Below are 18101 nucleotides of genomic sequence, written 5' to 3'. Positions count from 1 at the left end.
AGCAGTGCGGAGGCCGTTTCTCGCGAAGCAGCCGAGCTGTTTCGGTCCGGGAGAGACTTCGTCTTGGAGGACATGCAGCTGAGGCGGCTTCGTTACCACCTGCTTCGGCTGACCACTGTCGGCCTGACTCAAGTGGATGTGGAGGATTTGGGGGAGCTTGGTCGCCTCGCCTTCGAGGACGTTGATGTCATCGAGCAGTCGACGAGGATCAAGCAGCGTGCCGACGCCAGCGCCCTCGCGGTGGCAATCGCGGAAATCGTTGAGCAGTCCGCGCGCAGGGACGGCCCCCGAGCGAGGGTCATGGTTGGCGCGGTTCTCGGCGCATATGCAGCGCTTCACGACATTCCGCAAGAGAACGAATCGACAGTGGCTGTTCTCGGTGCAGTTGGTGGTGCGCTTGCCGCCTCGACCATGCCCGTCGTCCTCGACACGATCGATCAGGTGGGTGTGGGCGAATACCTCAGCATGCGGGACTGATTTCCGCTCCGCACCTGAGTCGGCGCCGTTGAACCACCGCGCCGCCGGCGGTGAACGACAAGACACCGCCCAGCGCTTCCCGGCCCGTCAGGGATGGGAACCATCCGTCCCCGGGCCGAAGATGTCCAGCCGGTTCGACCCCCTGGTGGTGGCGCCGGGACATGCAGGGGGCGGACATTCGCTCCCGGTACCTTCCCGCCGGCCGCCGCGATCAGCTTCGGCATGATGCCGTGTCGTGGGGGAGGCACGTACATCCCTGCCACGGCGGCCGCCGATAGCTGCTCCGAGGCCGGGACGGACCGCGCGAGGCGGGGGAATCGTCAGGACTCGGCGTCGCCTCCGGGGTGCTGGTCCAGCCAGGGGATCAGGAACTGCACCATGACCACAAGGGCGATCGCCGCGACGGCGCAGACAAGATCGTCTGCGCGATGGGGGATGCCGCGCTGGGTAATTGCCTCGAAGAGCACGTGCGAACCCGCGCCCCCAAAGTACTTCGGTCCGGCTGGACTGGTCGGGCCGTGATCGCCTGCCGGTCGGAGCGGTTGGAACCGCTCGGGTCGCGCCGGACACCCGGCCGGGTTCCAGGCTCCCGAGACGACGGCCGCTCGGGACGCCGGCCAACGGGACCCGGAACGCTGAGGACCCCGAACGCCCTTGACGACCTCCGCCTTCATCGGCACGCGGCGCTCCTGCCGACCCCGCCTACATCTGCACGCCGCGCTGGACGTCCGTTCGAGGCACTGCCGCCGAAGCGACCGCCGGGTGCCGGGTGTGCGGGGCGGGCGACGTCGGCATCCGAGGCGCCGGGGCGGGGCGTACATGACCGGAGGTCGCCCTTGCCGGTGACCAGCCCCGGCCGGCGACGACGGCCGCGGACATACTCTGGGCCCGCGCTCCGGGGCGATATCGGGCGGAGTTGATCACGCTCGCCGCTGTGAGAACCAGGTCGCCCTTCACCATCCATTCTCCCGAAACGCCGGTCAGCGGACGGCCGTTCACCTCGGGGCCGGGACCCGTCAGCACATGCGCCCGGAACGTCCCACGGTCGGGGTCGATCAGCACCTCCGCCTGCCGCATGCCCACCTTGGTCCGGGCCGGCGGATACCACGCCTTGAAGGCCGCCTCCTTCGCACTGAACAGGATGCGACCCCATGGGACGTCGGGTCGCTCGGCCGCGAGTTCGGCCAGCCGCCGTCGTTCCGCCGGTACCGTCATGCTGTCATACGACGTGATCCGTCTGCTTCCGGCGTTGGCGTCGATCCCGATGCTGAGGATGTCCGCGACTCGGGCCACGGCGGCGCAACGGTATCCCGTGTCGTGGGTGATCGTGCCGGTGACCTCGTCCGGCCACACCGGTGCCTTGTCCGGACCCTTGAGCACCGGCCCGGGCGGATATCCGAGCTCGGCCAGGGCTCGATGGGCGCATCGTCGACCGGTCCTGAACTCCCTGCGCCGTTCCGTGCTGGGAGCGTCGGCGATGATCGCCTCCTCCTCCGGAAACAGCACGTGCCCCGGCGGATCACCGAACACCTCCGAGACGACGACTCCGGGCGGCAGAATTCGTTCGATCATCGTCTGCCTGTCTCGGACGTACGGGCCACGCGGCCAAAAGGAAATCGAAGATCATCTTATCCACCCCGACGCCTTCCCCCGCGCGGCCCGTCCGAGGCGACCGACCGCGCGGGGATGCCGCCCTGATCGGGTGACGGGCAGCGGCCGGCTGCCGACCGCCATCGCCGCAGCGCGACGTCGTCGTCGAGGTCACGGCGCCCGCCACCATCCCGCCGCCGCACCGTCACCGACCGGGGTCCGCCCCTGCCGGCCGCCGCCCACGCCTTGCCGACCGGTGCGTCAGCGCTTGCGCTTGAACTCGTACACGGTGGCGCGCGCCGCACAGTCACGCGGCGGAATCATCTCGACGCGCAGAACCCCCGTGCGTCGGTCATAGTCATCGCCCTCGGTCTCGAAGTCGACGGCCGCACCGGGACACGCGCTGAGCAGGGGGAGCGCGCCGAGCGAAGTCACGTGCCCGGTCGCCGTCTTCCCGTTCAACGCCTGCTTCAGCTCGATCAGCAGGAGCGGCTTGGCCACGGGGAACAGCTTCGCGTCGGAGTCGTCCGAGGCACACAACAGCCGCTTCGCGTCCAGGAACGTGCATCCCTGGATGTCCTTGACCGGACGATCCAGCTCGATCGTCGCGGCGAGCGGCAGCGTACCCCCGCTGCGCGGCGTGGCCCCGTTGAGGATCGGCGTCGGGAAGACCAGCAGCCGGGTCATCGTGTCCCACTCGCCGGAGACGAGCCACCGGCCGTCGGGGGCAACCGCCGCGAACGAGTTGTTCATCGCCTCACCCGGCGCCAACGCATGCACATACTCGTGCGCGACACCCGACGGCGTGGTCACCCTGAACATCTTCGACGTCGCGTCCCCGCCGCCCTGATAGGCGTCGAACACATACCCGCGAGAGGAGTCCGGGTCCCCGATGTGCGACCACCCGCGCTCCCGCACAGGCGCGGGAATCGAGGTGTTCCCCGCGTAGTACATGTACGGCTTGCCACCGTGCGGCTGTACGCCGGCGAGCCCCTGCGCCTGGGACTGCGCGTCGATCTCGTACTGCCCGATCGCCTTCCACCCCTTGATCGCGGACGGGAACGCCGCGCTCGTGCCCTCCGGCGCCTGCTCCGCGTGCGCCGTACCGGTAAGCCCGACCGTCGCGCACAGCGCGAGGCAGGCCGCACCCATCGACAGTCCTCGCCACACCGCTTTTTGACCCCGCACGATCAGCTTCACGTCCACCCAACTCCTTGTCGCGCCCATGCCGGCCCACCATGTCCGGCCGCCAAGACCATGGCGCAGGAACCATGTCCGGCAGGCGCCGTCGGCCTGAACGATCAAGGAATTCCCGACCCCCGGCCCCACTCACCCCATCCGGCGCCGACGCGTCCTCCCGACGACCTCGACCCGGATCCGTACGACGCGGGGTGTGCACGCGCCGGCACGCCACCGACCCCGAATCGACATCGGCGGCCCAACCTCCGCGCGCAGCCGGCCGGTTGCTGCCCACCGAGGAGAGCGTCATCCCCAAGGACCGACGATCTGTCTCCGAAGGCGACGTCCGCATCCGAACGACCGGGGCATGCGCGACATCGCCGACCGACGCCGTCGGCCCGTACCTGCGCAGTAGGCACGTTCGGGACGGCTCTCGCCGGCGCGCCGTGTCGCGGGCCAGGTTCGGGCAAGGGGTGCCGGTGGAGCACGACCAAGCGTCGAGGGTGAGATATGGCAAGCTCAGTCCACGGGTCGAAGCCGTCGACCACCCTCGGTCGAAGGGGTGACGGCGCCCTCGGCGTCCACGCCTTCGTAGGGCTGCCATGTCGTCTCGTCGTGTCGGCGCTCCCATCCGGGCAGGATGGTCAGGGCCACGAGGCGGTGCGCGGGATGGCGACGGGTGGGTGTCGCCCCTCGGCGACGGGCCGGAAGTCGATGTGCCGTTCGCCGACTCCGGCCAGGGAGCCGAAGACGCTCGCCGGGAACGTCTGCTCGTCCCGCCGCCCGCACTCGACGTCCAGCCGCAGCAACTGGTGTGGGTACAGGCGTTCCTCGTGCAGCGGGGCGAGGCCGCCGTCCTCGTCCGGCGCCCGGATCCGCCGTCCGTGGTGGGCGGTGTACGAGTCCTCGGATGCCTTCGGTTGATGCGGGAACGCCGCACGTACCGCGCGGCGTTCGCAGCGCACGGCCTCGGAGGCCGTTGTGTGTTCGTTGTCCGCGTCGCCCGGGAGAAACGGGAAGACTTCCCGAAGCGGTGCTCAGTCTCGACCTGCCCGCTGCTCGCAAGGTGATAGCCCACCTCGTGCTGAACCCGGAAGCCACCCCGTCGCCGGCAGCACTGGCGGCGCTGGACGACGTCCTGGTGGCATGGCACAGGGCCGGAGTCGCCTGCTGATGCGGCGAGCAGCGCCGGTGAGAGTGGAGGGCGGCGCCGAAGGCCCGCCCGGCTCGTCGTACCCGGGGCGCGGGATGCCCGTGTGCGCCCGAGATTTTCGGGTCCTGGCCGGCGCAGGTGCGGTCGGCCGTGGTTATTCGGACAGGGCGGCCGAGCGCAGGGCGCGTGCGGTGATGCGGACGCCCGCCACCGTGCAGTCGACGTCGCTGCCGGCCCGGCGGCGCGGGCGGCCCTGGCGGCGGACCTGCGCCAGGAGTGCGCGCTGCACCCTGCCGAGGGGTGTGTCGTTGCCGCCCACTCGAATCCTCTCCTCGCCTGCCACCGATTGTTCGGAGAGCTTTGCCGATCTGTTGCGGCTGCGCAAGGGATCGGCGAAGGGGCGCCTGGGAACTCTCGTCACGGCCGGTCCGATGTCGGGCGCGCCCCGCCCGCCACGCCGGCTCGAGACCCGGACCGGACGCGCGCCCACAGGACACGGACTTCACTCGCACGCCGACACTCTCCCTCGAACGAGCGATCGCGATACCGGCCATCGGCGGTGAACTCGCCGCCGACCCTCGACGGCGGCACCTGCCCACCAGGCCGCGTCACGCCCCCCGACGGCCCCACCGGCGCAGGTCCGCCCGAGGTCTTCCGCTTCGTGGCGACCGGCACCGTCACTTGGTCGGGGCACCACCCTCAGGACGATCCGCCGTGGACGACGATGGCGCCCCACATCGCCCCGTACGGCTGAGGCGATGTGTCGATGCGACCGGGCGCCGGCCCCGAAGCGCCGACCGTCGCCCGGCTCCCCGCCGCGGCACTTCGGTCAGCGGACGACGTCGAAGACGTTCTTCTGCAGGCCGTTGGCGTACGCCTCGTGCTCGACCAGCCTCAGCTTCTGCGTGTCCTTGTCCGTGGCGCTGAACAGGCGCTTGCCCGCGCCGAGCAGGAGCGGGAACACGAGCAGGTGGTAGCGGTCGATCAGGCCGGCGTCCGACAGGGCCTGGTTCAACGAGGCGCTGCCGTGCAGGATGATCGGGCCGCCGTCGGTCTCCTTGAGCGCGGCGACGTCGTCGAGCGAGCGCAGGATCGTCGTCTCGCCCCAGTTCGACACCAGGTCGCCCTCGGACAGGGTGGTGGAGACGACGTACTTCGGCATCACCTTGTAGTCGGCGAAATCGGCCATGTCCGGCCACACCGCGCTGAACGCCTCGTAGCTGACCCGGCCCATCATCATCGCCGCGGCCTCCTGCTGCTCACGGCCCTTGATCTCGAACGCCTCCGGGAGGAACTCGATGTCCTTGAAGGTCCATCCGGAGTTGCGGTAGCCGGGCTCGCCGCCCGGGCCCTCCACGACGCCGTCGAGCGAGATGAACGCGGTGCTGATCAACGTACGCATTTCGGGTTCCTCGGTGTCTCGTTGCCGGTTCCCGGCGGGTTCGGTCGGTGCGCGCTCATGTCGCGGCCACCGGTCATGATCTTGGACTGTGGATCGCGGGGAAACTCATCGGCCCCTGCCCAGTCTTTCGGGCGCTCGGCGGGGTGGCGACGGCGGGACGCCCGTCGACGGGCGCGCGGGGCCTCGCACGGGGCTCTCTCGCGTGCGCGTCCGTCGCTGTTTCCCGTGCCAACCCGTCGTCGCCCGACGCAGGGGTCGACAGGGACAGGCCGGTGGGGGTGCGGGGTCGGGTCAGCGTGATGTGCGCGCCATGGGGAACAGGGCCGTGCCCACGGCCAGGTGGAGCAGGCCCAGCATGATCCTGGTGTCGGTGGTGGCCTGTTCCAGGCCGATCGGCACGAAGGACAACAGGAGGACGGTGCCGGCCAGAACGGCCCAGATCGTCTTGGCGGACCGGGTGAAGCGTTCCAGGACGGCCAGTGTCCCCCAGGCGAGCAGTCCCACCACCAGCGTGAACACGGCGATCTCCGGAGCGACGAACCGGTGGGCCTCGCTCTTGCCGGGGTCGGTGATCTCGAAATCGGTTCCGAGGGCGGCCGCGACCGTGAACAAGGCAGTGTTGGCCAGGACGGCGAGGCCGACGCAGAGGGCGCGCGTGCGCCGGGCGGACGTGTGGACGGGGCGAGCGAAGATCGAAACCGCCACCGCGGCCCTCGCCGGCGACGACCCGACCGCTGTGGCCCGCGCCCGCTTCCGGGCCGTCGGCCACGGCTACCTCGCCTTCGCCCAAGCCGAACCCGGCCTCTTCCGCGCCGCGTTCACCTCCCACGCCGACATGACCCAGGCCCAGGACCCCACCGCCGCCGGCCCCGCCGGCCGAACCCCCTTCCAAATCCTCGGCGACACCCTCGACGACCTGCTCGACACCGGCCTCCTGCCCGAAGACCGGCGTCCCGGCGCCGAGTTCCTCGCCTGGTCCGCCGTCCACGGACTCGCCGTCCTCCTCGTCGACGGCCCCCTGCGCGGACTCACCCCCACCCAGACCCGCACCTCCACCGACGACCTCCTCGACATGATCGAACGCGGAATCGAACAACCCGCGGACGCGACCTGACAGGAGGCCGACCCACCCCTGACGAGGGGCCCGGCCGTGTGCGAAGGCGTAAGGCCTTCGCGGGACCGTGCCCGCGGAGGGAATCTCCGGCGGCTGTTTCGGGATGCCGGGCCCGTGGACGACGCCGGCGCGGCGCATGGGCGCGGCGGACACGGATCCCCGTGTCGGTGCGTTGTGACAGCGTCACGGGGTGAGCTACGACTTGGCTGTGTGGGTGGGGGACCGGCCGGCGGAGGGCAAACCCGCCGGACGGGCCCTCGCCGTCCTTTACGACCACTACCTGGATGCGGACGTGGTGCATCCTCCGTCCGAGCGGATCGCGGCCTACGTCGCGGCACTTCCGCAGCGTTGGTGTGACGTGACCGAGGACGTGGGGGAGACCTCCCCCTGGGCCGCGGGGCCGTTGATCGGCGGGGCGGGCGGTCCGCTCGTTTACTTCGCGATGCGGTGGGACAGGGCCGAGGAGGCCTCCGCCTACGCGGCGGCTCTTGCGGATTCGATGGGGCTGGTCTGCTTCGATCCCCAATGGAACCGGCTCAGGCCCTGACCGACTTGGTCGGGAACCGCTTCACCGGCTCACTGCCGGGACGACCGTTGATCGACCACCGCCTCCATCCCGGTCCCGCCGTTGCCCTCGTCCCGGTAGCGCGTGGTCGTCCGAACTCGCCGCCGCTTGGGCGATTGCCCGCCGAGGGCCGGATGCCCGCGACCCGAGCCCTGCCTGTCGTGACGCGCAACGCCATTGATCGACGCCGGGATCCGCGGCCGGACTGGTCGCCGTCGGGTGTGCGGGCCGTGTCGGGGGAATGCCGTCCGCCGTGTTGTCGTGCACGCCCGGCCGCCCCCGCGCGGACATCGCCGCCCGATTGACGGCCGCCGCCGCCGGCGTCGACCACCGACGACTGCGCGCGGGCACCCTCACCGAGACCGAACGCGACGGAGCCGAGACCGCGTCGACCCGCCTGGCCGCCGGAGGACTCCTCCTCGACGACGGCGCCGACCTCACCCTGGACCTGCTCAGGGAGACCGCCGCCGACATCGCGGGCCTGCGCCTGGTCGCCCTGGACCCGCTCAACCACCTCCTCCCCGCCACCGCGACCGCCCCGGACGTCCGCCACGGCGTGGCCGCGTTGCGTCGCCTGGCGGCGGACCTGGACGTGCCGGTGGTGGCCGTGTGGGAGACCGGTCGAGACGAACCGGCCGAGGTCGCCGCGGCGTTGGCGGAGGCCGACACCGTGATCCACCTGACCCGCGAGGGCGAACTCGCGCTCGCGATCGTCGCCGAACGCGACCTGGGACCGGTCGCCGAAGCCGCGCTTCGCGCCGACCTGGCCCACGTCCGCTTCACCGACACCCCCACCGCGCCCGACACCCCCACCGCGCCCGACACCCCCACCGCGCCTGGCACCTCCACCGCACCCGAGCCGACCCCGCCCGCCCCGACCCCCGAAGCCATCGACCCCGCCCCCGATCCCGTGGCCGGCGCACCGGCGACCACACCCACCACGACACCCGAATCCGCGTCCTCCACACGCCGATCGGCCCGCACACCCCCGCGCGGACGCCGGCCGCGTCGAAGGCGCGCAGGGTTGTGGTGGACACCGACGAGGACCCCCTCCCCAGTGCGATCGCCGGCGCGGTCGAGGAGGAACTCGCCGTCGCCGAGGGCGATGTGACCGCCGCGGGGGAGGCGTTGGCCCGGCGGGGGGCAGGCCCGCACAAGTACACCGGTATCGTCCTGAAAAACAAGCCGGGAGTCACTCCACCGGCGACCAAGGTGCCGCCGGGGTGGCCCTATCCACACTCGTCCAGCATCCGTTGGGGCTTGGGTCGACACTTTCCCATCTGCGTCCTCGGGCCGATGACCCAGCAACAACGAACCCAACTGACCGACGCGCTCGCCCGGTACGGCGGCGAGCGTTGGGACGGCAATTGATCGATTGCGAGAAGCCCGCGCGAGACCGGGCCCATCCTCTCGACCGCGCTCGGCACCGTGTCGATGTCCCAACCGACGTCCAGGACTACCTGGGTCAACGACAGGATCGCCAACGCGATCGCCTTCTGCCCCTGATCGTCGGTCCTGTCCAACTCCGCTTGCGCGGCTGCGGCCAAGTCTGCGGCCTTCTTCCCACGCATGCTGGTGATCCCCTGGCACTCGGCTACGAAATCGATCACGCCAACCGGACCGCGCAGGCCGCGAAGGACGAAGACGAGAACCTCGCGCGATACCACGCCCGGCGAAAACCGCCCCGAACCCGCTGACACATTTCTCGGCCAGACTTCATGACAAGTTCACGGGCAACGACAATTGCGTGGCATGGTCAAGTGCCCTTCCCACTCGTGGAACGCGGCCGCCGCGGCAAAGGTGAGCGCCCATCGGACTGGGCGCTGCGCCGCCACGTCGACGCGCACCTGCGCCCGCCTCGGCCAGGGCCTCCCGCTGCGCCGCCGTCAGGTCGGTACCGCCACGCGGGTGCTCTTCGTGGTGGGCGGGCATCGTCGGATGCGGGCGGCCCGTCACCCGCTTCCCGGCTGAGTCAGGGCTTGTGGCGCACGATTCCCGTGGCGAACCAGTGGACGAGGAGCGCCGCGAGGTGCGTTGCGCCTTGGGGGCTTTCTCGGTGACGAGCGCGCTCGTGGCGCCCCCCGGGGTGACGGTCGCGATGCCCGTGCCACAGCAGCTTGAGCATGTCGGTGACGGTAACCGCCGGTGAGGAAGGGATCGGACGCCGGTCTCACGTTTGCCCGCTGTCCGGCCCGGGAGCCGAAGGGGCCCGCCGGCGTCACGGTTCGAGGTCGACGACCCCCTTGCCGCCCCGCATGTCCAGCGGCACGGAGACCTGGTCGTGCGTAATCAGCCAATCGCCGTCGATCTTCCGGAAGCAGAAGGTGACCCGGACCCACATGCCGCCCACCGCCGTTCCGTCGGGCAGTGTGCCGCTGAGGCGACCGAAGGCGTGCGTGAACGCCACGTCTTCGCCCACTGTGGGCATCAGGTGGCGCACCTCGTAGGTCACCTCCCGGAAGAACGTGAACACGTTCGCCCAGTTCTTGAGTTTCGCGTCGATCCCCACGTGCTGGAGCGGCGGATCGATGTCGAAGGACACGACGTCCGTGGAGTAGAGCCGCCTCAGACCCTCAAGGTCCTTGGCCCGGATCGCGTCGATGATTCCGCCGATGTGGCGGCGGATCGCGGCTTCGTCCGTCTCGCGCTGTGTGGGCATGGCCGTCCGTCCTTCCGTGCTGTGGGCGACGACGTGGTCCAGCAGTGTGTCCAGGGCGCTGACGTGGTGGGCGCCCGGCTTGAGTGTCGCGTGGTCCTCGAAGTCGGTGTGCAGGGACAGCGAGACCTGCGGGGTCACGGCACCCATCCGGAGCAGCTCGCACAGTGTCCGCAGCTGCCGGGCCGCGCGGGTGCCGCCCCCACCGCCGTAGGAGACGAACCCGACGGCCTTGTGGGTCCACTCCGCGTACAGGTAGTCGATGGCGTTCTTGAGGACGCCGGGGATGGAGGCGTTGTACTCCGGGGTGACCATGACGAATCCGTCGAAGCGGGCGATGGTGTCCGCCCATGCCCGGGTGTGCCCGTGCTGATACCGCCCGGCGAGCGCGGGCAGCGGCTCGTCCAGGTGCGGCAGCGGGTGGTCGAGCAGGTCGATCACCTCGAATTCGGCGTCGCCGCGGCGGGCCGCCCGCTTGTGGACCCACCGGGCGACCTGGTCGCCCTTGCGGCCGGGGCGGGTGCTGCCGATGAGTATTCCGATCCTGGTCATCGCTGTCTCCTGAGGTGTCCTACCCGGGCTCTCCGGGCCGGTGGTGTCTCCGAGCGGTACGACGACACGGCCCCGCGGAACGTCAGGGGGAGTCGCGGACCTGACAATCGGACGTGCTGTCTCGTCGGACCGGCGAGGGACGATCCGAACTTGGGGAGCCACCGGAACCATGACCGATCACGCGGAATCACGGCACGAGGAGTCCGACGCGGGCTTGGGCGCGATCATCGGCGAGCGGCGGCGGCTGATCGGTCTCGCCTACCGGCTCCTCGGTTCCCTGGCCGAGGCCGAGGACGCCGTCCAGGAGACCTACACCCGCTGGTACGCCATGTCCCGACAGCGGCAGGACGCCATCGACTCGCCCGGCGCCTGGCTGACGACGGTCGCCACCCGCGTGTGCCTGGACCTCCTCGGCTCGGCGCGTGTGCGGCGCGAGCGCTACGTGGGCGAATGGATCCCGGAGCCGCTGCCCGAGCGGACCGACTGGATCAGCGGGCGCCCGGGCACCGCCGCGACCGACCCTGCGGACCCGGCCGACCGGGTCACGCTCGACGAGTCGGTGAGCATGGCGTTTCTCGTCGTCCTCGAATCCATGACCCCGGCCCAGCGGGTCGCGCTCATCCTGCACGATGTCTTCGGCTTCTCGTTCGCCGAGATCGCCGAGATCACCGGCCGCACCCCGGCGGCGTGCCGCGAACTGGCTTCCTCCGCCCGGCGCCGCGTACGAACCTCCCGGCCCCCCGAGGCCCCGGCGGCCCACCAGGCGGGCCTCGTCAGGGACTTCAAGCAGGCGTGGGACGCACAGGACATCAACGCCCTCGTCGGCCTCCTCGCCCCCGGCGCCACCTTCACGGCGGACGGCGGCGGCGTGGTCGCCGCCGCGCTCCACCCGATCGAGGGCGGCGAGGGGGTTGCGCGGTACCTCACGGACCTCGCCGTCCGGGCGCCCGGTGGCCTGATGGTCCTGGAGCGCACGGTCAACGGCCGGGCCGGTCTGGTGATCGAGCACGAGGGCGTCATCGTGGCGGTGTACGCGTTCGACGTCGCGGACGACCGGATCACGCGCATCTGGGCGGTGCGCAACCCCGACAAACTCCACCCGTGGACGGCGGGCTGACCACAGGACCGGTTCAAAGTCCCGGCTGGTGTGGGAAGTTGCCGGCCCCAGCGTGTTGACGATCGCGGGGAAGGCCGTGCCTTCAGCGTCGAAGCTCCCGGTCGTGTCGGAGTCGTTGAGGCCTCGCGCGCCGTGACACCGATGCCGATGCCGTTCAGCAACTCGGGCGCGTTCTGCCGGTACGTCGCCGCGACGGCGGTCGATCCAGGATGCGGTGGACTCGTGGGGCAGGGGCGCCACACGGAACGCGCCCGGTCGTGCGCCGGTCCGGTCCTGCCACGCGGGTCCGGCGGCCAGGCCCCGCGGATTGGTGCCGTCGCGTCGCGGGAGTCCTCTCGACTCCGACTCCGACCCCGGGACCGGGCCTGCCCCGGTCGTGTCGGCGTGTCCTGCCGCCGGTGCGCGTGCGGCCGGTGACGCGGGGGCGGTAGCGGCCTTCGGCGGTGTGGTCCAGGACGATGGCCTCGAGGGCGAGTTTGGTGATTTGCGCCCGCTTCGGGTGGTGTGGCGGGGTGGTGTGTTGCCGGGGGCCGTGGGTGGGGACGGTGGTTGGGTCTTCGGCCGGCGGGGCTGTTGTAACACTGTCCTTCGGGGCGGCCTGTGTTGGCTGTGACCAGGGGGGACGTGGTGTTGTGGGGGTGTCGGGTGGGGTGGGTCGGGGTGGTTCTCGTTTCTTCTCGTGACCTTGTCACCGGTTGGTGACAGCGGTGTCGTGGTGCGGCGACTCGGGTGTCGCCGGGGTCGGTGGCCCGGCCATGGTGGTCGGGCAGGCACCGAGGGGCCGAGGGTGTTTCGGCTCCAATCACCGGATATCAAGGGGTCGTTCATGTTCCGCAACCGTCGCACCGCCCTTCTCGTCTCCGTGGCCGTCCTGGGCGGTGCGATGGTGACGACGGCGTGCCAGGGCACGGACTCGAACTCGAACTCGGGGGCCGCGCGGGGCTCCTCGCCCGTCGCTCCGCCGGCCGCCCCGCCGGGGGCGTCGACCACCGGCGGCACCGGAGGCGGCAACGCGGGAGGCGGCGGGACCGAGCCCGCCGGGAAGGTCTCCTCCGGGAAGGACTCCGCCGGGAAGAGCTCCGGCGGACAGGGCGCGACCACCGGAGGCGGGGGCGGCACAGGCGCCGGCGACAGCGGCTCGATCGGCAAGTGCCGCACCGACGACCTCAGGGCCACCGCGCAGGACGCCACCATCGGCGGCGACGACGAACTCACCGTCGCGGTGACGTTCAAGAACATAGGCCACAACTGCACGATGTCGGGATTCGCGGGCGTCGACCTCCAGACCGCCCGGGGGCCCCTGTCCGCGAAGCGCGTCGGCGCCCCGGCCGACCCGTTCGTGCTCAAGAGCGACACGTCGGTGTCCTTCGGCGTCACCTACCCCGGCGGCGCCACCGGCGACCACGGCGTCAAGGTCACGGGCCTGCAGGTCACCCCGCCCGGAGAGACCAGGACCATCACCCTGAGCTGGCCCGGCACCCCCACCGTGCCGGTCATCGACGGCGCCGGCTCCCCGATCAACGTCGGCCCCATCGGCAGCGCCGGCCAGGGCGGCTGACCCACACGCCCGCAGGAGGAAGCGGCCGGAGCCCCGGTGTGGGGTTCGGCGTCCCGCCCGTCACCCGTTCGACCCCGGTTCCCCGCCTTGCTATCAGGTGGTAGCTTGCGGGGTATGGCGAAGACTCAGGTGAATCTCCGGTTGGAGGAGGCCGCGGCGGAGATGGCGCGCCAAGCGGCGGAGACGCGGCACATACCGGTGAACGAGTACGTGGAACAGTTGATCCGCACGGACAACGAACGTCTGCGCGAAACGTTCCTCGCGGGTGCGCAGGAGGTCCTGGACGGCTACGGCGACCTCCTGGACGAGATCGAGGCGCGCGGGTGAGCGTGAGCGTCGATCTGGCGTGGATCCTCGAGGTCGCCCGCCGCGCGGGGCGCGACGACCCGGCTCCGGACGACTACGGGGTGCCGGTCGCGGCCGTGGAGCGGCATCGGGCGGTGATCGCCGGACAGGACGTCTACCACGGCCCCTACGCCAAGGCCGCGGCGCTCGCGCACAGCCTGGGCCGGATGCGCTGGCTGGAGCACTCGAACCTGCGGGTGGCCGTCGCGGTGGCCCACGGCTACCTCTCGGCGTGCGGCGTGTCGGTCAAGCTCACCCAGGCCGGTGTCACCGCGCTCGCAGACGAGTTGACCCGCGCGTCCTCCACCGCGGCGAGCGTCGCGGCGGTCCTCAAGTCCTGGGACACCACCGACTGAGTCCCTGGGCAAACATGCCTTCGGCGATGTCGGCGCGTGTGTCGGGGCCGCCTGCGAGAGAAGGTGGGTGGCCCCGCTCCGATCCTGGAGCCGCCGGCGAATCCACGTCCCGCGCCGTCCCCGATGCCGAGTCCCTGGCGAGGCCTTCAGCGCGGTGAACGCGGTGCCGGACGGAGAACTTGTCGCGCTGGACGACCCCGCTCTCCGGGCCACATCCTCCGGGGGCGGACTTCGGCGTTCAATGTCGCGATGGCGGTCAGTCACGGGCCTGGGCGAGGGAATCGACTCCGCGTGCCGGCCGCTTCGGCCTCCGGACCGGCTGCCTCACCACTCCGTCCCCGGCGTCCGTGTCATGAACGCGACCCTGGCCAACCGCCGAGCCATGACCCCACGGACCCGAGCACCCACACCCGGCCGCTGTTCCGGCCGGGTCCGCCGCAGCCATGCCATCGGCCGGGCGACCTCCCGCCCCGGCCGAGGCCCCGATCGTGGCCGCCGCCCGCACCACCGCCCTCGACCCGCACTTGCCGGTGCTCTACGCGGCGTCCGGCCTGTCCCGCACGGACGTCGCGGCCCGGATCGTCGCCGCGCACCTCCCGGTCGACTACCGCTGCCTGCGCGCCGGCCGCCTGACCCCCAGGAGTCCGCCGACCTCGTGATCCTCCACGGCGACATCGCCGCCGCGCCGATGAACGCCGAGGTCAGCTGACCATGGACGAGTTGCTCCGATGTACCTGGGTGAGTGGTGAGCGATCCTCGCAGGCATCATGGAGGCTGACCTTGAAGGAGCGACGCCCGTGAGACTCGTGTCCGACGCCGCTTACGGCGAAGTGGATCTCATCGCGACGGCGGCAGAACTGGCCTGCTTGGCAAGGGTGATAGCCGAGGGAGATGGGTTCATCGGCTCCGCGTCCGCGTCTCCGCTTGACGCCAACTGTCTGGCGGGGATCGAAGTCAGGAAGGCGCCCGGCTCCGGTGTCCGCATCGATCTTGACACCCGGCGGCAGACCCTTGTGATCAGCGGTGATCCCGATGCCAGGGCTGTCCTGGCCGAAAATCTGCATGCCATGGCCACGGCCGGGGACGGCGGTCACCTCCACATCGACTACTTCCCCGAGCACCCCTACCTGGTGGCAGGATCACTGCCCTTGGTGGTCAACAGCCCGCACGGAGGTATGCCGACCGGATGAACCGGACCCGCAGCCGATGTGATCAATGGTCGTAGGCGATCAGCGAGCGGGTGACGGGTGCGCCGATCAGGTGGTTGTGCCAGATCCCGACTGCCATCGCCAGGACGCGTTGGGCGACGCGGACGGCGACGCCCTCGAAGGTCCGTCCACCGTTTCCCGGCTGGGTCAGGGCTTGTGGCGCACGATTCCCGTGGCGAACCAGCGGACGAGGAGCGCCGCGAGGTGCGTTGCGCCTTGGGCGGTTTTCTCGGTGACGGGCGCGCTCGTGGCGCCCCCGGGGTGACGCTCGCGATGTCCGTGCCACAGCAGCTTGAGCATGTCGGTGACGGTGGTGATCGTCGCGGGGAGGGCGTAGGCGCCGAGCAGTTCGAGTTCGTAGGCGTCGGCGTTGTCGCGGAACTCGCGGATGACGTCGCCGAGGGTGGGGTTGGGTCGGGAGCCTGCGAACAGGTGAATTGCCCGAGGTCGCTGCGGCGTCGGCCGAGGCGGACACCGCGGTGTGCTATTCGTTCTCCTTCAAGGACTCGATCAGGGCGGCCTCCAGTCTCGAATGAAGATCCTCATTCGCCTCCCGTGTCGAACTCCATGCCGTGCTGAAGTGAACGGTCCTCTTCGCTTCGTGTGGCTCGCACAGGTCGAGCTCTATGAGAGCTCGAATGCTTTCGACCTGGTGAAATCCATTGCGCCGGAACTCCTCCACCACCTCGTCCAGGCTTGAACCGTCGAGCACCCCGCGCCGCACGGCGCCGAGTACCCTCCTGTATTCCGAGCGCTCCACCATCCCGCATCACCTCACCAGTGACTCGTGCCGAAGACCACTCTCGGCATCCGAAAGAAGTAAAGCCCCAGTGCCCGCGGACGAGCAGAGCGCCCGCCCGGTCGTGTTCCCTTCGATCCGAGCGCAGCGGCGAGACGGACAGCCACGGGGCGGGGGACACCGGTGTTCAGCCACGCGCGGTGGGGTTGTGGTGTGCGGCGTCGAACCAGGGCGTCTCGGGGGCGATGCGCCACAACGCGGCGATCATGGCCTTGAGTTCGTGGGGTGGGCCGTCCCATGTCGTGGTGGTCCAGGCGATCGGCAGGCCGATGGCGTTGTCCATCCACTGACCGCCGCGCCGGGTGTCCAGGCCGATCCGGCGGCGGTACTCCGCGGTGGCGACGACCCCGACCCGGTGGCCGCCACGCACCCGCCAGGAGGGCACGGTGGAGACGGCCGCCGAGGGCATGCGCGACGCATGGGAGAGGACCGGTCCGCCCGACCTGGTCACGCGCGGTTGCGCGTTCCGGGCCCTGGGGCGCGACGAGAGGCGGCGACATCCTGGGGTGGCTCGTGGACGGCCGGTCAATGGTCGGAAGGCTCGCGGTCCGATTCGCGTTCGGTGTTCGCCACGAACCGGCTCAGTCGGTAGCTGCTTTGCCCCACCGGGCGTCGACACAGTGTGTCGAGCCGGATCAGCGATTCGTCGACTCGCAGCTCCCGAAGACTGCGCATGTGCGCGCGAAACTCCGCGTAGTCTCGTGTCTCGAGGATCACCACCCACGGTCCGAGGTCCGGCGCGGTGCGAGCAACTGTCCGCTGCCTTCCGGCCTCTTCCCGTTGCCTCCTCTTCCTCCGTCCCGGCACCGGCCCAGAATCGCCGGTCGACGCCGGCACGGCAAGAGCATTGTGCCTTCGTCGACCTGCTCAGCGCCGACACCGAGTTCCCAGGACCCGATGAGCGCCACCGGATCACCGGACTCCTCGTCCGCGGGCTGACGGCGGGGCAGCCGGAGCCGACGAACTACCGCGACTCATCGACGGTTCGGCAGTTCTCGCGGAGCCTTTCGATTTCCTCGATTGCCTCTACTCGGACGGGCGGGCGTCGTAGCGAAGGCGCGAGTCTGCGACGTAGTCGCGGTGGGCATCGGCCCAGGCGATCAGTGCGGCGACGTGGTCGGAGAGCGTGGCGCCCACACCGGTGAGGGCATAGTCGACACGGGGCGGGGACGTCGGGGTCACGGTGCGGTCCACGAAGCCGTCGCGTTCGAGGCTGCGCAGGGTGAGGGTCAGCATGCGCTGGGAGATGCCGTCGATGCGGCGCTGGAGTTCCGAGTAGCGCTTGGGGCCGTCGGCGAGCAGGTTCATCACCAGCACGCTCCACTTGTCCCCGACTCGGTCGAGGACGTCGCGCAACTGGCAGGTGGGGTGGGACGCGTCGATGGGGGCGCGCACATCAGTGTGCGTAACGCGGGTCAAAGTGCCTTCTTCCGTCACCTCGGCATTCTCGATCAGACTCCCAGTGCACACAAGAAGTAACCAGCGCACAGAAAGTGCTGCACCTGATGAGCCTTGACCTGGCCTCCCCTCCCCTGCGTCCCGGCTCACGGCCGACGACCACCGGCCGGGAGATCCCCCACGACCAACTCGACCAGTTCTCTCCCCCGGGGATCCGGGCGGCCCTGGTACGCGAAGCCGAGGCCCTGCCAGGGGTGTTCACCGGCCCGAGCCAGGTGTCCGAGCCGTCCTCGCTGGCGCTGCGCCTACACCGGCCGACCGGGCCGTGGGAGGCGTACCTGCACCCCAGTACCGACGAGTTCGGCCATGTGCACCGGGCCGGCTTCATGCACCTGACCGTTCCGCGACCGCTGCTGGATCCGCTCGTGCGCGCCGGATGGGCCGAGCCGCACCCGATCGTTCTGCGCCACGAGTGGCCCGACACGATCATCATGCTCTACGCCCCCCGCGACGAGGGCGAACTGGACCTGGCCACGGCCGTGTTGCATGCCTCCTGGCGGCACGCGGCGCCGTCCGGGCAGAGCGCTTGACCCCGACCCCAGCCGCCAAACCCACAGTCAGCCCCTCACAGA

26 protein-coding genes and 1 pseudogene are annotated in these 18101 nt (G+C 70.6%); 12 read left to right on the top strand and 15 right to left on the bottom strand.

The annotated features are described in order from the left end of the window. Window positions 1-72 precede the first annotated feature (72 nt). Window positions 73-477, top strand: coding sequence for a hypothetical protein (locus OG928_RS33600; RefSeq protein ID WP_406292077.1), 405 nt, complete (start codon window positions 73-75; stop codon window positions 475-477). A 320-nt stretch (window positions 478-797) separates the two neighbouring features. Here the strand turns inward: OG928_RS33600 and OG928_RS33595 are convergent, their stop codons facing one another. From OG928_RS33595 to OG928_RS33575, 5 genes are all read right to left on the bottom strand, one after another. Further along, complete coding sequence (locus tag OG928_RS33595) at window positions 798-944, bottom strand: hypothetical protein (protein ID WP_331765775.1); 147 nt, start codon at window positions 942-944, stop codon at window positions 798-800. Window positions 945-1179: 235 nt separating this feature from the next. Next, a complete protein-coding gene (locus tag OG928_RS33590; protein ID WP_331765774.1) occupies window positions 1180-2049 on the bottom strand; it encodes a 4'-phosphopantetheinyl transferase superfamily protein in 870 nt (289 codons plus the stop codon). Window positions 2050-2328: 279 nt separating this feature from the next. Beyond that, the gene (locus OG928_RS33585; protein ID WP_406292075.1) at window positions 2329-3219 is read right to left on the bottom strand and encodes a hypothetical protein; all 891 of its coding nucleotides are present in this window, start codon (window positions 3217-3219) and stop codon (window positions 2329-2331) included. A 546-nt stretch (window positions 3220-3765) separates the two neighbouring features. After that, a complete protein-coding gene (locus OG928_RS33580; RefSeq protein ID WP_331765772.1) occupies window positions 3766-3900 on the bottom strand; it encodes a hypothetical protein in 135 nt (44 codons plus the stop codon). Then, the gene (locus OG928_RS33575) at window positions 3891-4211 is read right to left on the bottom strand and encodes a hypothetical protein (RefSeq protein ID WP_331765771.1); all 321 of its coding nucleotides are present in this window, start codon (window positions 4209-4211) and stop codon (window positions 3891-3893) included. Before OG928_RS33575 ends, OG928_RS33580 begins: the two co-directional genes overlap by 10 nt. Window positions 4212-4279: 68 nt before the next feature. Here OG928_RS33575 and OG928_RS33570 point away from each other — a divergent pair, with 68 nt between their 5' ends. After that, the gene (locus tag OG928_RS33570; protein ID WP_331765770.1) at window positions 4280-4420 is read left to right on the top strand and encodes a hypothetical protein; all 141 of its coding nucleotides are present in this window, start codon (window positions 4280-4282) and stop codon (window positions 4418-4420) included. 133 nt (window positions 4421-4553) lie between these two features. Here the strand turns inward: OG928_RS33570 and OG928_RS33565 are convergent, their stop codons facing one another. The 3 genes from OG928_RS33565 to OG928_RS33555 all read right to left on the bottom strand — a co-directional run bounded on the left by OG928_RS33565 (window position 4554) and on the right by OG928_RS33555 (window position 6413). After that, the gene (locus tag OG928_RS33565; RefSeq protein ID WP_331765769.1) at window positions 4554-4718 is read right to left on the bottom strand and encodes a hypothetical protein; all 165 of its coding nucleotides are present in this window, start codon (window positions 4716-4718) and stop codon (window positions 4554-4556) included. Between the two features lie 510 nt (window positions 4719-5228). Further along, entirely contained in the window at window positions 5229-5801 is a 573-nt protein-coding gene (locus tag OG928_RS33560; protein ID WP_331765768.1) for a dihydrofolate reductase family protein, read from the bottom strand. A 291-nt stretch (window positions 5802-6092) separates the two neighbouring features. Further along, window positions 6093-6413 carry a DUF6069 family protein gene (locus OG928_RS33555; protein ID WP_331765767.1) on the bottom strand — a complete coding sequence of 107 codons (321 nt, stop codon included), beginning with the start codon at window positions 6411-6413 and terminating at the stop codon, window positions 6093-6095. Between OG928_RS33555 and OG928_RS33550 the strand changes: the two genes are divergently transcribed. The 3 genes from OG928_RS33550 (at window position 6406) to OG928_RS33540 (ending at window position 8591) form a co-directional block, all read left to right on the top strand. Further along, window positions 6406-6915, top strand: a complete 510-nt coding sequence (locus OG928_RS33550; protein ID WP_331765766.1) for a TetR-like C-terminal domain-containing protein — start codon at window positions 6406-6408, stop codon at window positions 6913-6915. The genes OG928_RS33555 and OG928_RS33550 overlap by 8 nt on opposite strands. A 190-nt stretch (window positions 6916-7105) precedes the next feature. Beyond that, complete coding sequence (locus OG928_RS33545) at window positions 7106-7462, top strand: hypothetical protein (RefSeq protein WP_331765765.1); 357 nt, start codon at window positions 7106-7108, stop codon at window positions 7460-7462. A gap of 259 nt (window positions 7463-7721) precedes the next feature. Further along, entirely contained in the window at window positions 7722-8591 is an 870-nt protein-coding gene (locus OG928_RS33540) for a DnaB-like helicase C-terminal domain-containing protein (RefSeq protein ID WP_331765764.1), read from the top strand. A 118-nt stretch (window positions 8592-8709) separates the two neighbouring features. On the opposite strand, the gene OG928_RS33535 is transcribed toward OG928_RS33540, so the two are convergent. After that, window positions 8710-9147, bottom strand: coding sequence for a hypothetical protein (locus tag OG928_RS33535; RefSeq protein ID WP_406291373.1), 438 nt, complete (start codon window positions 9145-9147; stop codon window positions 8710-8712). 551 nt (window positions 9148-9698) lie between these two features. Further along, the gene (locus OG928_RS33530) at window positions 9699-10688 is read right to left on the bottom strand and encodes an NAD(P)H-dependent oxidoreductase (RefSeq protein ID WP_331765762.1); all 990 of its coding nucleotides are present in this window, start codon (window positions 10686-10688) and stop codon (window positions 9699-9701) included. A gap of 169 nt (window positions 10689-10857) precedes the next feature. Between OG928_RS33530 and sigJ the strand changes: the two genes are divergently transcribed. From sigJ to OG928_RS33500, 6 genes are all read left to right on the top strand, one after another. Beyond that, complete coding sequence (sigJ, locus tag OG928_RS33525; RefSeq protein ID WP_331765761.1) at window positions 10858-11805, top strand: RNA polymerase sigma factor SigJ; 948 nt, start codon at window positions 10858-10860, stop codon at window positions 11803-11805. 826 nt (window positions 11806-12631) lie between these two features. Beyond that, on the top strand, window positions 12632-13363 hold the full coding sequence (locus OG928_RS33520; RefSeq protein ID WP_331765760.1) for a DUF4232 domain-containing protein: 732 nt from the start codon (window positions 12632-12634) through the stop codon (window positions 13361-13363). Window positions 13364-13477: 114 nt separating this feature from the next. Continuing rightward, window positions 13478-13690: a hypothetical protein gene (locus OG928_RS33515; RefSeq protein ID WP_331765759.1), complete on the top strand. Its 213-nt coding sequence runs from the start codon at window positions 13478-13480 to the stop codon at window positions 13688-13690. A gap of 2 nt (window positions 13691-13692) precedes the next feature. Beyond that, complete coding sequence (locus OG928_RS33510; RefSeq protein ID WP_406291372.1) at window positions 13693-14064, top strand: fic family toxin-antitoxin system, toxin component; 372 nt, start codon at window positions 13693-13695, stop codon at window positions 14062-14064. Window positions 14065-14552: 488 nt separating this feature from the next. Continuing rightward, complete coding sequence (locus OG928_RS33505) at window positions 14553-14723, top strand: hypothetical protein (RefSeq protein ID WP_331765757.1); 171 nt, start codon at window positions 14553-14555, stop codon at window positions 14721-14723. 138 nt (window positions 14724-14861) lie between these two features. Further along, entirely contained in the window at window positions 14862-15254 is a 393-nt protein-coding gene (locus OG928_RS33500; protein WP_331765756.1) for a hypothetical protein, read from the top strand. 22 nt (window positions 15255-15276) lie between these two features. Here OG928_RS33500 and OG928_RS33495 read toward each other — a convergent pair. From OG928_RS33495 to OG928_RS33475, 5 genes and pseudogenes are all read right to left on the bottom strand, one after another. Further along, window positions 15277-15408 (bottom strand): annotated as a pseudogene (locus OG928_RS33495) (IS982 family transposase); the annotation flags it as partial. A gap of 11 nt (window positions 15409-15419) precedes the next feature. Beyond that, a complete protein-coding gene (locus OG928_RS33490; protein ID WP_331768353.1) occupies window positions 15420-15572 on the bottom strand; it encodes a hypothetical protein in 153 nt (50 codons plus the stop codon). A 184-nt stretch (window positions 15573-15756) separates the two neighbouring features. Then, window positions 15757-16035 carry a hypothetical protein gene (locus tag OG928_RS33485; protein ID WP_331765755.1) on the bottom strand — a complete coding sequence of 93 codons (279 nt, stop codon included), beginning with the start codon at window positions 16033-16035 and terminating at the stop codon, window positions 15757-15759. A gap of 163 nt (window positions 16036-16198) precedes the next feature. After that, a complete protein-coding gene (locus tag OG928_RS33480) occupies window positions 16199-16480 on the bottom strand; it encodes a hypothetical protein (RefSeq protein ID WP_331765754.1) in 282 nt (93 codons plus the stop codon). A 617-nt stretch (window positions 16481-17097) separates the two neighbouring features. Further along, window positions 17098-17466 carry a winged helix-turn-helix transcriptional regulator gene (locus tag OG928_RS33475; RefSeq protein WP_406291371.1) on the bottom strand — a complete coding sequence of 123 codons (369 nt, stop codon included), beginning with the start codon at window positions 17464-17466 and terminating at the stop codon, window positions 17098-17100. 110 nt (window positions 17467-17576) lie between these two features. Here OG928_RS33475 and OG928_RS33470 point away from each other — a divergent pair, with 110 nt between their 5' ends. Continuing rightward, window positions 17577-18059 carry a luciferase family protein gene (locus tag OG928_RS33470; RefSeq protein WP_331765752.1) on the top strand — a complete coding sequence of 161 codons (483 nt, stop codon included), beginning with the start codon at window positions 17577-17579 and terminating at the stop codon, window positions 18057-18059. Window positions 18060-18101: the final 42 nt, after the last annotated feature.

This window comes from Embleya sp. NBC_00896 (assembly GCF_045207785.1).
Taxonomy (GTDB): Bacteria; Actinomycetota; Actinomycetes; order Streptomycetales; family Streptomycetaceae; genus Embleya.
The sequence above is the reverse complement of the archived record's forward strand: the minus strand, read 5'-3'. Positions and strand labels throughout refer to the sequence as shown.